Raw genomic sequence first — 12974 nt, 5'->3', positions numbered from 1 at the left:
TTTTTTGGGATAAGGTCAAACAGGGACCACATCCTCAAGGGGTATAAACATGCTGATTTATGTGATTCCGTTTATTTTATTACTGGTGATCGCAATTTTCTTGAAAAAGCGTGAAGCAAGTAAAGAAGCCGAACCAAGCAACAAGAAAACAGCAGCGCCAGCCAAAACCAGTGGCAAGAAAACCACAACTACCAAAAAAGTTGCCCAGAAATCGGTGGTGGTTGAAGAGGTTGTTCCAACTCCACAACACTCTACCCCTGTACCTGTTAAAATTCAGACAAATATTGAAAATCTGATTAAGGAACGCAATTTCTTTGCTGCGGAAGCACAGATCAACCAGGCCTTAAAACGTGATAATTCTTTACACGGTCTGTATTTATTCTTGCTCGACATTCATTTACAGCAAAAAGATGAGTTTGCGATTGATCAATTACTCAATCATATACGCGCTTTGGGCCTTGATGATATTTTGGTTCAAGCAGAAGCTCAAAAACAAGTATTTGATGAGCAAAACAACAAAGCAATTGATGGGATTGATTTTCAACCAACGACTCCAGCGGATTTAGAATCGGCTCCTGTTGAACAAAAATCAACTGCTGATTTTGATGCCCTCATACAATCAAAAGATGATATCTCTTCTGATAGCTCTTCTTTTGACCAGTTACAGCACGAACTAACTTCAAATAAAACAGCAGCACCTGAAGCAGCTTTAGAATTTGATACCTCATCGTTAAATTTCAGCCCTGCTGCTGCACCTGTAGAAAAAGCAGCTGAGCCTGAAGTAAAAGCAGAACCTGCTGCTTTAGACTTTAATTTTTCTGTAGATACTGCACCAGCAACAGAGAAAACTGAAACACCCGCAATTACTCCTGAGCCAAGTACAAGTGCTACAGAAGCAGCCCAACCGCTTGAGTTTTCTTTTGATTTAGAACCGAATAAAACTGAAATAGTAGCATCTGAAACACCAGCAAATGCACCTGCTACAACTAAAGCCCCAAGTCTAGACTCCAATTTTTCTACACCAGAAAGCGCATCTGCGGTTGAAGCAAAAGCTGAACCTGCAACGCCTGATTTTAATTTCACATTTGACAGTGCGCCTGCTGAGGAAACCAACCTTCAGCCTGCAATTGAACCTGAAGTCATTGCTGCACCAAGTATTGCACTTGAACCTGCTGCAACCGTTGTCAGCACAGATGTTGATCTAAATGATCCATTGGTGAAATCATTCCCAGACTTATCTCAAGTGGATGAAATTCAGTTGAACTTAGACTTAGCGAGCCAATATGTAGAGTTGGGCGCTTATGATGCTGCGAAAGCTTTACTTAGCGAACAAGGCGCAAATTATTCTGCTGAACAACGCCAACGTGCCGATCAGTTACTGAATCAAATCGCTTCTTAATTCAAATCAGATTAAGATAAAGCAGTCATTCTTGGCTGCTTTTTTTATGATAAAAAAAATTGCGTTAATCTATATGGGCGGCACTTTTGGCTGTGTCGGTGAACCACTAAGCCCAATGCCTGCGGAGCAATTTCTGCCACGCTTGGCACAGGTCTTACCCCTAAATTTAGAGATTGAATGCTTTGTTGCCCCTGTCATTAAAGACAGTAGTGCCTGCACAGCCGCAGACTGGTTACAGCTCATTCAATATATTCAAAAATTACAACACGATGATTTTCAACATTTCGTTATTTTACATGGCACCGACACCCTCAGCTATGCCAGCGCAGTCTTGGCACGTTTTTTAGCGCAAAGTACCCATGTCATTCTCACGGGTAGCCAATATCCCTTACTCAATGCACAAGGCACAGATACCCGTGAATTTAGTGATGCCTTGGACAACCTGAATTTTGCTTTACAACAGATTCATCAAGTGACTCAGGGCGTATATCTCGCCTTCCATAATCAACTGATTCATGCCGCAACGGCACTGAAACAACACACCACCGAGTTAAATGCATTTATAGGTCAGTCCGCTTTGGTTTGCACGGAGAGCAAATCGCAGAATGAGCCAGCATTCAACATTAGCTCTCAACATATTGAAAAAGCCCAGCACTTTAACTGCCTGAATTGGATGTTGCAGCCAATTGCCATTTCTGCTTTGGTCGATAATTTAAAAGCCTTACAGCAACATCCCCCACACTGCCTCATTTTACAGAGTTATGGTACAGGCAATATGGCCGTCAATGCCGAAGTGATTGAGTTAATTCAGGCCTTGCAAGCTCAACAATGTGCCGTCATTCTCACCACACAAGTCACTTTTGGTGGCATGCAACAACGCTATGCAATCAGCCAGTGGTTACAGGACAGCAAAATTTTAATCAGTGATTGCCAAAGTCACGCAGATCTTTATGCCAAAGCCTTAAAAATGTATTTACAATACGACAGCCTTGCACAGTGGTATGCGCATTGGCAGTCTTCAGTGTGATTTGAGGTGATTATGCAGCGTTTTGCAATCGGAATTGAGTTTTGTGGCATTCGGTATCGGGGTTGGCAGACCCAGCAAGCAGGCGTACCTAGTGTGCAGGAAACCATTGAAAAAGTTCTGAGCAAAATTGCCGATGAACCCATTATTTTACATGGTGCAGGACGTACCGATGCAGGCGTGCATGCAACCAATATGGTGGCACATTTTGATACGCATGCCATTCGCCCTGAACGCGGTTGGTTAATGGGTGCCAACAGCCAACTACCCAAAGACATTGCGATTCAATGGATTAAAACGATGGATATGGACTTCCATGCCCGTTTTAAGGCTCAGGCACGGCGTTATCGCTATGTGGTGTATAACAATCCACAACGCCCTGCCTTGCTGCACAAACAAGTCACCCACGCTTATTATCCTTTAGATGTCGATAAAATGATTGCAGCTGCGCAGAAATTTGAAGGGACACATAATTTTGAAAGCTTTCGTGCTGCAGCGTGTCAGTCCAATCAGCCTGTCCGTCATGTCAGTCATTGTCGCTTAATTCGTCACGGCAATTATTTGGTATTAGATATTCAAGCCGATGGTTTTTTACATCACATGGTTCGCAATATCATGGGTTGTCTATTGGAGATTGGACAAGGTTTATATGACATTGCGCATATTGACCAAATTTTTGCAGCTCAAGACCGTAAAGCAGCAGGAATTACCGCCCCACCCGATGGCTTGTATTTTATTCAGGCACACTATCCTGAACAGTTTGATTTACCGAAAGTTCCCTTAGGGCCACATTGGTTAAATATGCCGGAATAATTTAATCCCTTCCGACCTCCCTTTTCCAAAGAGAGGAGCTCCATTTCGAGGCTTTAAAACGAAAGTCCCCCTTTGAAAAAGGGGGATTTAGGGGGATTCTGTTTAGGAAAGGTTTTAAATTTTCAAACTTAACGCTGCTTGCGCTTTCTATATTCCACTGGGGTTTCATTGGTCCAGCGTTTAAAGGCACGATAGAACGTACTTGGCTCTGAAAAACCCGTTAAGTACACAATCCGCTCCACGCTTTCATTGGTATTCGATAATAATCGTTTAGCCAGACGACAGCGATAATCGGACAGAATTTGCTGAAAACTGGTATTGGCTTCGCTCAATTGGGTACGCAAACGGCGTGGCGTGATATTCAATTGCGCCGCTACTGTTTCCAATGTCGTTTCACCGCTTTCTAAAGTTGAACCAATGGCACGGCGTACTTCACCAACCAAGTCATAACGCGCCAGCTCCTGCAGCTTTTCCAATGCCAACTGTTCGTGTAATTGCAATAACTCAGGTTCTGCCTGCCACAGTGGATAATCCAAAATACTCGGATCAAAATACAAACGCGTTTCTTTCTGCCCCAAACTCACAGGACATTCAAAGACACGGAAATATTCATCATCTGCAGCACCATCACTAAAGTTAAAGTCAATATAAATAGGCTGAAAACGACCTTCGGTAATGAATTTAAAGAAGCGTAAAACACCCGACATGGCGCATTCAGAAAAATGACGATTGACGATATTTTCTGACCACGGCTGCACGCCATTGGTTAAATAGCAGCGTCCATCTTCCACCACCAATTTGGCATCAAAAGCATCACTAATCAGGCGTTGATAAGCCAAAGCACGTTTTAGGCCTTCACCAAAGTTTTCTGAAGAAATAAACAAATGTTCAATCACCTGCCCGCGATAAAGTGGCAAATGTTCCCCCAGATGTAAACCAATATCAGGGTCTTTACTGACTTCCTCAGCCGCAACCCAAAACGCATATTGTGCATTTAAAGGCGTACGCTCATTGGCTTCGACCTGATTTAAGGCCACACCTGCTTTTGTTAAAATATCTTCGGTTGGCAACCCCGCACGACGAATCGCTTGGTAGCCTAAACGCAATACAACCGATGCATCAGTTAGCTGACCCACGCAAAAACCTTCCTTGTATGTACTTCATTTATACTTAAAAAGATTGAAATTAGATTAACTGCGATTGACCGAACTGACAACCTACCCAAGCCCATTTTTACAGAAAAAGTATAAACCGATGATTCGCTTATTTTACTAACAGATGCGCTGTGTATAGGGTAAAGCATCTTGTTTTTTTCAGAAAAATTGCCTATAATTTGCGCCTTTCCAATTTGATACTCAGGTAGGCTATGGCCAATAAAGAGGAACTCATCGAGTTCGAAGGCGTTGTCACCGAAACGCTTCCTAATACTATGTTTCGTGTACGTTTAGAAAACGGTCATGAAGTGATTGCTCACATTTCTGGTAAAATGCGTAAACACTATATTCGTATTTTAACAGGCGACAGTGTGAAAGTTGAAATGACACCTTACGACTTAACCAAGGGTCGCATCACTTACCGCGCACGCTAAGTTTTAGAGTAAGCTAAAGCCACTTTCGGAGTGGCTTTTTTACGTTCACTTAAAAAAATTCTGTTTAGCTTTTCATTCGTCCCCGCCGCTTATCGAATCACCACATTCTTTTCTTGCATTGCCTTCTACAATAAAGTTTTGAGCAAGGGAGAAAAAGCATGTTATTTCGATCCTGCGTTGCTTGTATAACAGGTCTTTTTGCGCTCAGTTTAGTGGCGTGTAGTAGTAATCCACCGCATTCCACTTTAAACCGCGATGCGTATTTACAGCAATTTATTGGTCAATCTAGCCAATATATCCTGACCCATTTGCAATTAAGCCAAATTGGCTATCAACAGCTTGGTACAGCTCAAGCTACCCCTCAATTGCTACATTACCGTATCATTCGTCCTGTACGTGTTCCGATCCCTATGGCGCAGCATCCCACTACAGGTATTGGTGCTGTTCCGTTAAATATCGGTATCCCGAGTCATGAAAGTTACGATGTTGCACTGACTTGTGATTTGTATTTTCGCCTACAGCAGGGTATTGCTACCGCAGTGTATGTTTCGGGACAACGCTGTTAAGTCTCCTAGCTAAAACACTCTGAAAGTACAAAACCAATAAAAAAACGCAGCCCGAAGACTGCGTTTAATGATTTGATTTTGAGCTGTAAGCGATAGGTTAAATCGCTTAAATTTTTAGTTGAGTGCCGTAACGACTGCTTGACCCATTTCAACAGTACCAACTTTATTCATGCCTTCAGACATAATATCGGCAGTACGTAAACCTTGATCTAATACATTGCCTACTGCATCTTCAATGGCTTTTGCTGCCGCTTCTTCGCGGAAGGTGTAACGTAACATCATTGCCACAGAAAGAATGGTTGCCAATGGGTTTGCCAAGTTTTGACCTGCGATATCTGGCGCTGAACCATGGCAAGGCTCATACATACCTTTGCCATTTTCGTCTAAAGATGCAGATGGCAACATACCAATAGAACCTGTCAACATCGCCGCTTCATCAGACAAGATGTCACCAAACAAGTTACCTGTCACCAATACGTCAAATTGTTTTGGCGCGCGTACCAATTGCATCGCTGCGTTATCGACATACATGTGCGACAAGTTGATTTCTGGGTACTGCTCTGCATGTAACTGAGTCACAGTTTGCTTCCACAATTCAGTCACTTCCAGTACGTTGGCTTTATCTACCGAACATACTTTACCACCACGCAATTTCGCCATTTCAAACGCTACTTTTGCAATGCGTTTGATTTCTGACTCAGCATATACGTCGGTGTTAAAACCTTGTTTTTCACCGTTTTCTAATTCGCGAATACCACGTGGCTGACCGAAATAGATACCACCCGTCAATTCACGCACGATTAAGATATCTAAGCCCGATACAATTTCAGGTTTTAAGCTTGAAGCATCTGCCAATTGTGGATACAAAATTGCAGGACGTAAGTTCGCAAATAAATTGAGTTCTGAACGCAATTTTAACAAACCACGCTCTGGACGGATTGAGCGCTCAATGTTGTCCCATTTTGGACCACCAACTGCACCCAATAAAATTGCATCGGCTTTTTTCGCTTGCTCAGATGTTACTGCTGGGTACGGTTCACCATGTGCATCAATTGCAGAACCACCCAATAAACCTTGTTCCCAAGTCAAACCCAAATTGAATTTTTCATTGACACGTGTCAGCACTTGTTCAGCAGCTTTCACAATTTCTGGACCAATGCCGTCACCAGCTAAAATCAAAATATGTTTTGACATGAGAGTTTCCATTGTTCATGACAGTCAAAGACTGTGGGATTAAATTTTTTGTTCTACAAACTCACCCAAGCCATTTAAGACATTGTAGGGTTTGCAAAAACGTCGAATGGTTTTGTTGTTTTGCACCAAATCTACACATAAAGGATCTGGCGCAGACACATTTAATAAGCTGCCTTTAGTACGACTTCGATCACGATACATTCTAAAGGTATATTTTTGCCTGGCATTAAACTTATGAATTACATGCAGTTTTTCTGCACGATCTTTAGAAATGGGATAAAAGCGAATCACCAATTCATGTTGTTTAGGCGGTACAGACAAATACAAGGCATTGGATTTATTTAAGGATGATTCCTGTAAACGTACCAAACCCTCCTGAATGGCAGCACGTGTAACACGATGTTTTTCTGCATCGACAATTGTGACCGTATTTAAACGCTCAAACTCACAATCATCTGTACCCGCACAGTAAATCAGTGCATTGGATTTGCTTTGTTCAGTTTCTTTCACCTGTTTAATGCGTGCTGTATTCCACGTTTGGCATGCGCTTAGCATGGTGATACATAATCCAATGACAGCAAGCCGACCGAAAATTTTAGTCATTGTTCGCGCCCAACCTCACCTGTTAGATACAAAATATAAAAATTATTATGTGCCGATGTTAGCAAGAGTTAGGCAGCGATGCTATGACAAATTTCAGCGAATTTATGCCTGAATTTCGGCAAAAACCCATGGACGCGACTGCTTAGTTTTCTCTTCATAAGCACGAATGTCATCGGCTGCTTGTAATGTTAAGCCAATATCATCCAAACCATTCAATAAACAGTGTTTACGGAATGGATCTACTTCAAATTTAAATGCCGTACCGCTTGGTGTACGTACTTCTTGTGCGTCCAAGTCGATGGTTAATTGATAGCCTTCAGTCGCCGCACACTCTTTAAATAATTGCTCGACCTGCTCTTCAGACAAGATCACAGGCAACATGCCGTTTTTAAAGCAGTTATTGAAGAAAATATCGGCAAAGCTTGGTGCAATAACGGTACGGAAACCATATTCATTCAATGCCCAAGGTGCGTGCTCACGGCTTGAACCACAACCAAAGTTGGCACGTGAAATTAAGATTGAAGCACCCTGATAACGCGGCTGATTCAATACAAACTCAGTATTAATCGGACGTTTTGAGTTGTCCTGACCCGGATAACCTTCATCTAAATAACGCAATTCATCAAATAAGTTATCGCCAAAACCTGTACGTTTGATAGATTTCAAAAACTGTTTTGGAATGATTAAGTCTGTATCGACATTGGCACGGTCTAATGGTGCAACGATACCTTGTTCAACGGTATATTTTTTCATGTTTAATTCTCACTGAATCCGTAACCTCTCCCTTGCCCTCTGCTATAGCGAGAGGGAACGCCATCTCTCTGAGAGAAGGCTGGGATGAAGGCATAACTTAGAATGAACGTACGTCTACAAAATGACCTGCGATTGCTGCCGCAGCTGCCATTGCTGGACTCACCAAATGGGTACGACCACCGTTACCTTGACGACCTTCAAAGTTACGGTTTGAAGTCGATGCACAGTGTTCACCCGGTTGCAATTTGTCTGCGTTCATTGCCAAGCACATTGAACAACCTGGTTCACGCCATTCAAAGCCTGCTTCTACAAACACTTTGTCTAAGCCTTCTTGTTCCGCTTGTTGCTTAACTAAACCAGAACCCGGAACCACCATCGCCTGTTTAATGCTTGCTGCAACTTTACGACCTTTAATCACTTCAGCGGCTGCACGAATATCTTCAATACGCGAGTTGGTGCATGAGCCAATAAATACGCGGTCTAATTGAATATCTGCCAAAGACTGACCTGCAGTTAAGCCCATATATTGATAAGCACGCGTCCAGTCATTGCGCTGTACGTCATCTTTCGCCTGTTCTAAAGTTGGTACGGCTTGTGACACTGGAATCACCATTTCAGGTGAAGTTCCCCAAGACACTTGCGGCTCAATTTCTTCACCTTGTAATACCACTACGGTGTCAAAGTGTGCACCTTCGTCTGAGTGTAAAGTATTCCAGTAAGCAACTGCTGCATCCCATTGCTCGCCTTTTGGTGCATAGTTACGACCTTTCACGTATTCAATGGTTTTGTCATCCACAGCGACCATACCTACGCGCGCGCCTGCTTCAATCGCCATATTACATACTGTCATACGTCCTTCAATCGACATATCACGGAATACTTGACCACCAAACTCAATCGCGTGACCTGTACCGCCTGCAGTACCAATTTTACCAATGATCGCTAAAACGACATCTTTCGGTGTAACACCTTGACCTAATTTGCCATCTACACGCACTAGCATGTTTTTCATTTTCTTTTGAACTAAGCATTGGGTTGCTAATACGTGTTCAACTTCAGACGTCCCAATACCATGCGCTAAACACCCAAATGCACCGTGAGTCGCTGTATGTGAGTCACCACAAACTACGGTCATACCTGGCAAAGTTAAGCCCTGCTCAGGCCCAACCACGTGCGCAATCCCCTGACGGATGTCGTTGATGTCAAACTGCACCACGTTAAAGGTTTTACAGTTGTCATCTAAAGTTTGTACCTGAATACGTGAGGTATCATCTTCAATACCTGCAATACCGTCTGCACGTTCTTTCTTAGACGTTGGTACGTTATGGTCAGGCGTTGCCACGTTGGCACTTAAACGCCACGGCTTACGTCCTGCAAGTTGCAAACCTTCAAAGGCTTGTGGAGAAGTCACTTCATGCAATAAATGACGGTCGATATACAATAAAGCCGAGCCATCATCACGTTGAGTGACCAAGTGATCATCCCACAATTTGTCGTACAAAGTTTTTGCAGCTGGATTTTGTGCTTGTTGGTTTTCGCCTGCCATGTCAGATCTACTCCACTGGACTGGGTAATTTTTTCATTAATTTGATTATAACCGCGAATTTGTATAAATCTAATTTATCATTTTTATTAATTTAAAAACTTTTAGGAATTTCTAGCAAAATAATTTTTATTGATTCATCACGACCTGCCTATAAGCAAAAACAAATAGATGCTTAAAATTTTGACCTTATAATCTTTCTATTAAAATCTAATTTTCCAATCAAAATTACAAAATTATTCGTTTTTACAAATTAAATAAGAATAATTATCCTTTAGCTATCCACACAGAAAACGGTCAAAGCAGCAGAAGGAGTATTCACATGAGCCATATTCAAAAATTTGTCGCCAACAATCAACGCATGTTCAAAAAAACTTTAAGCTACTACATCATGCACATCACCGTGGCGATGGTGGTCGGTTATATAGTCACAGGCAATATTTGGATGGCCATTACCTTAAGTTTGGTCGAACCGACAGTACAAGCTGTTGCGTATTTCATTCACGAGCGGATTTGGGAAAAGAAAGCACAAACGCAAGATTCTAAAATTATCGCTTAATGGTTTTATAGATTCTGCTTGTGAATATTCCATTTCAGTTTGAGATCATCTTGGTTGCAGCCCACGATGATATTTTTTTTATCTCTACTGTATCTCCACAAGATCATCCCAAACGCATAGTTTAAAAATAAGTAGAATTTGTTTTGATTAATTCTAATTTTTTCTAAATAATAAGCACAGTAATAAAAAATCTTTATGGATGGTGCAAATGAATCTTGCAGCCTTTGAAGCCTTTGTTAAAGTCATGGAAACAGGTTCTATTTCTTTGGCAGCAGATCAGTTATTTATTACCCAACCTGCGGTGACCAAACGTATTCACAGCCTAGAAGACTATTTTGGCGTGAAACTGTTTGAATCAGCAGGTCGTGGAGTGCAAGCCACGCATGCAGCACATTCATTATTACCCAAAGTCAAAAACTGGCTGAATGAACTGGGCGATATTCACCACACCCTCAGTCATGAGCAAGGACAGGTTCAAGGCAAACTGAAAATTGGTACCAGTCATCATATTGGTTTACACCATTTACCCAATCATTTGCGTGAATATGTGCAAGAATTTCCCAACGTCACGCTAGATGTGCATTTTGTCGATTCTGAACAGGCACATGAACAAGTTTTGGCGGGCGATTTAGAACTGGCTTTTCTGACCTTACCGCCTAAATTAGATGAACGTCTGTCTTATGTCACCATTTGGAATGATCCATTGGTGTTTGTGGTTGCGCCTTTTCATCCTCTTGCACATCAGAAAAACCTGCAATTGACCGATTTACTCGCCTACCCAAGTTTGTTGCCTGCCGCGCAAACTTATACCAGTCAAATCACTTTGGCAGAATTTGAAAAGCAAGGCGTCAAACCCAAAGTTACCATGAGCAACAATCCGTTAGAATCAATTCGGATGTTAGTGTCAATTGGTTTGGGATGGTCTGTTTTACCTAAAACGTTGGTCAATCAGGACTTACAACAGTTAGATATTGACTTAGAAATGAACCGTCAATTGGGCATGGTATGGCATCCGGGACGGACGCAATCACGCGCTGTTTTAGAATTGATTGAGATGATGAAACACTAAAAGATTAATGGTTTCTTTTGAATGAAAAACACCCTCAGACACGATTGTACTGAGGGTGTTTTTTTATTGGCTCAACTTGGACACAAGTGAAGTCTTAACGACTCACCGAATCTTCATGCAAAGATTCATTCAATTGGTCTACCACAATTGCCCATGAACCATCCGATTTCATTTTTTCGACGATAAACTGACGCTGTGCTTCCGTCCAAAATTCTGCCTCGGCAATTGTTGTTTCTGCATTCAATTGATGCGTTTCAATAAATTGCTGAATCGCAGCTTCACTGGCATCCAAACCCAGTTGTTCAAATAAATGTGTCATTCTTGGGCGTACACCACTCATTTTTTCACTCCTGATCATTTTTAATTCTTGTCTTACCTTAGCATGCCTATTCTAAAAATGAATGACATAATCCAACATTGCAATAAATAAAAACAAAAATAAATCAATAAGCTAGTAAAAGCCAGAGTAGCAACACCTCAAAAAAATTCAGACTTAAATTGACCAGTCCTGCACATCCCAACCTTGCTCTTCAGCCAAAGCCTGTAAACGTGCATCAGGATTTACAGCAATGGCGTGATCTGCATATTCCAACAAGAAACGATCATTAATCGAGTCTGAATATGCCCAAGATTCTGTCACTTCACGCCCTGCAAGCCATTGCTCCAAACGCACCAACTTGCCTTGTTGATAACACGCAGTATTAATGACTTTGCCTGTATATTTACCATCGACCACTTCGGCATTGGTGGCAATAATTTCACTAATACCAAACTCACGGAAAATAGGTGCAGTAATAAAGTCAGATGTTGCTGTAATCCCCACCAATTCATGCCCTAATTCTTGATGACGCTGAATAGCTTTAAACCCTTCAGGGCGCATTTGTGGACGAATCACCTTTTGCATAAATAGTTCATGCAAATCTGTGAGGTACTGATTGTCGTGCTGGGTTAAAAACTCAAATACAAATTCGTTATATGCAATTGGGTCGAGTTGCCCTGCTTTGTAGTCTTCATAAAACTTGTCGTTCATGGCGCGATGGCGAACAGGATCAACCAAGCCTTCACTTACCAAAAACTCACCCCAAGAATGATCTGAATCAGTATTTAACAAGGTGTGATCGAGATCAAATAGCGCCAATTTCATGAAAATACTCGTAAAAACTGAAATTTAAGAAAAAAATTGTAAATCTATCTCCGCTAGTCGATAGAAATTCGTTAAGATCATAGCAATTTTAACATTATTTACACTTTGCGTTTTCGAGTTGGAGAAAAGAAATCATCATCCCCGAGTGCAAAGTCATAAATTAAACAATATTTAGGTAGCCAAATGATCGACTCAGAAGGTTTCCGACCCAATGTCGGGATCATTTTGGCAAACGAGTTTGGACAAGTTTTATGGGCAAAACGCATTGGTCACAATGCATGGCAATTTCCGCAAGGAGGTATCCAATATGGAGAAACCCCTGAACAGGCACTTTATCGTGAGCTGAGAGAAGAAGTTGGCTTACTGCCCGAACACGTCCAAGTTATCGCGCAAACTAAGGGTTGGCTGCGTTATCGTTTGCCACATCGGTATATACGCACGGATTCAGATCCCGTATGTATTGGTCAAAAACAGAAGTGGTTTTTATTGCAACTGACAGCGTCAGCGCATCATATTCGGCTGAATTTGTCAGACCCACCCGAATTTGATCAATGGCAATGGGTCAGTTACTGGTATCCGCTTGGTCAGGTCGTCAATTTTAAACGTGACGTCTACCGTAAAGCGATGGTGGAATTGTGCAATCAATTGCCCCTGAAAAAACCTTAAAATTTGCATGAAGATGTAGATTTTTTAGCTTATTGTTATAGGGTCATCTGTGG

Annotated in this window: 15 protein-coding genes; 8 read left to right on the top strand and 7 right to left on the bottom strand. The window is 41.8% G+C overall.

Annotated features, from left to right (window positions below):
* Positions 1-49 precede the first annotated feature (49 nt).
* Genes FTU92_RS09055 through truA form a run of 3 tightly spaced genes read left to right on the top strand, consistent with a single transcriptional unit; the run spans position 50 to position 3236 of the window.
* Positions 50-1399: a fimbrial protein FimV gene (locus FTU92_RS09055; RefSeq protein ID WP_180096118.1), complete on the top strand. Its 1350-nt coding sequence runs from the start codon at positions 50-52 to the stop codon at positions 1397-1399.
* A 46-nt stretch (positions 1400-1445) separates the two neighbouring features.
* Positions 1446-2426: an asparaginase gene (locus tag FTU92_RS09050; protein WP_180096116.1), complete on the top strand. Its 981-nt coding sequence runs from the start codon at positions 1446-1448 to the stop codon at positions 2424-2426.
* A gap of 12 nt (positions 2427-2438) precedes the next feature.
* The gene (gene truA / locus FTU92_RS09045; RefSeq protein WP_004976106.1) at positions 2439-3236 is read left to right on the top strand and encodes a tRNA pseudouridine(38-40) synthase TruA; all 798 of its coding nucleotides are present in this window, start codon (positions 2439-2441) and stop codon (positions 3234-3236) included.
* 128 nt (positions 3237-3364) lie between these two features.
* Here truA and FTU92_RS09040 read toward each other — a convergent pair whose 3' ends face one another.
* Positions 3365-4372, bottom strand: coding sequence for an AraC family transcriptional regulator (locus tag FTU92_RS09040; protein WP_004976104.1), 1008 nt, complete (start codon positions 4370-4372; stop codon positions 3365-3367).
* A 230-nt stretch (positions 4373-4602) separates the two neighbouring features.
* Here FTU92_RS09040 and infA point away from each other — a divergent pair, with 230 nt between their 5' ends.
* Entirely contained in the window at positions 4603-4824 is a 222-nt protein-coding gene (infA, locus tag FTU92_RS09035; protein ID WP_001284370.1) for a translation initiation factor IF-1, read from the top strand.
* A 158-nt stretch (positions 4825-4982) separates the two neighbouring features.
* Complete coding sequence (locus FTU92_RS09030; RefSeq protein WP_004976100.1) at positions 4983-5390, top strand: hypothetical protein; 408 nt, start codon at positions 4983-4985, stop codon at positions 5388-5390.
* Positions 5391-5504: 114 nt separating this feature from the next.
* On the opposite strand, the gene leuB is transcribed toward FTU92_RS09030, so the two are convergent.
* The 4 genes from leuB to leuC form a co-directional block, all read right to left on the bottom strand.
* Positions 5505-6584 (bottom strand): 3-isopropylmalate dehydrogenase, encoded by a 1080-nt coding sequence (gene leuB / locus FTU92_RS09025; RefSeq protein ID WP_004976098.1) that lies wholly within the window; start codon positions 6582-6584, stop codon positions 5505-5507.
* A gap of 39 nt (positions 6585-6623) precedes the next feature.
* Positions 6624-7187 (bottom strand): hypothetical protein, encoded by a 564-nt coding sequence (locus FTU92_RS09020; RefSeq protein ID WP_179993537.1) that lies wholly within the window; start codon positions 7185-7187, stop codon positions 6624-6626.
* 102 nt (positions 7188-7289) lie between these two features.
* A complete protein-coding gene (gene leuD / locus FTU92_RS09015) occupies positions 7290-7940 on the bottom strand; it encodes a 3-isopropylmalate dehydratase small subunit (protein WP_004976094.1) in 651 nt (216 codons plus the stop codon).
* A 97-nt stretch (positions 7941-8037) separates the two neighbouring features.
* Positions 8038-9486, bottom strand: a complete 1449-nt coding sequence (gene leuC, locus FTU92_RS09010) for a 3-isopropylmalate dehydratase large subunit (RefSeq protein WP_004976092.1) — start codon at positions 9484-9486, stop codon at positions 8038-8040.
* A 319-nt stretch (positions 9487-9805) separates the two neighbouring features.
* Between leuC and FTU92_RS09005 the strand changes: the two genes are divergently transcribed.
* Both FTU92_RS09005 and FTU92_RS09000 read left to right on the top strand, forming a co-directional pair.
* Positions 9806-10042: a DUF2061 domain-containing protein gene (locus tag FTU92_RS09005; RefSeq protein WP_004976091.1), complete on the top strand. Its 237-nt coding sequence runs from the start codon at positions 9806-9808 to the stop codon at positions 10040-10042.
* Between the two features lie 208 nt (positions 10043-10250).
* Entirely contained in the window at positions 10251-11111 is an 861-nt protein-coding gene (locus FTU92_RS09000) for a LysR family transcriptional regulator (RefSeq protein WP_136144730.1), read from the top strand.
* Between the two features lie 94 nt (positions 11112-11205).
* Here FTU92_RS09000 and FTU92_RS08995 read toward each other — a convergent pair whose 3' ends face one another.
* Both FTU92_RS08995 and FTU92_RS08990 read right to left on the bottom strand, forming a co-directional pair.
* A complete protein-coding gene (locus tag FTU92_RS08995) occupies positions 11206-11451 on the bottom strand; it encodes a DUF2789 family protein (RefSeq protein ID WP_004976087.1) in 246 nt (81 codons plus the stop codon).
* 153 nt (positions 11452-11604) lie between these two features.
* Positions 11605-12255: an HAD family phosphatase gene (locus FTU92_RS08990; protein ID WP_070155338.1), complete on the bottom strand. Its 651-nt coding sequence runs from the start codon at positions 12253-12255 to the stop codon at positions 11605-11607.
* Positions 12256-12438: 183 nt separating this feature from the next.
* On the opposite strand from FTU92_RS08990, the gene FTU92_RS08985 reads away from it, so the two are divergent.
* Positions 12439-12921 (top strand): RNA pyrophosphohydrolase, encoded by a 483-nt coding sequence (locus FTU92_RS08985; RefSeq protein ID WP_004976084.1) that lies wholly within the window; start codon positions 12439-12441, stop codon positions 12919-12921.
* Positions 12922-12974: the final 53 nt, after the last annotated feature.

This window comes from Acinetobacter sp. YH12205, from assembly GCF_013418125.1.
Lineage (GTDB): Bacteria > Pseudomonadota > Gammaproteobacteria > Pseudomonadales > Moraxellaceae > Acinetobacter > Acinetobacter towneri.
Note: the sequence above shows the minus strand (reverse complement) of the source record. Positions and strands in the feature narration are given on the sequence as shown.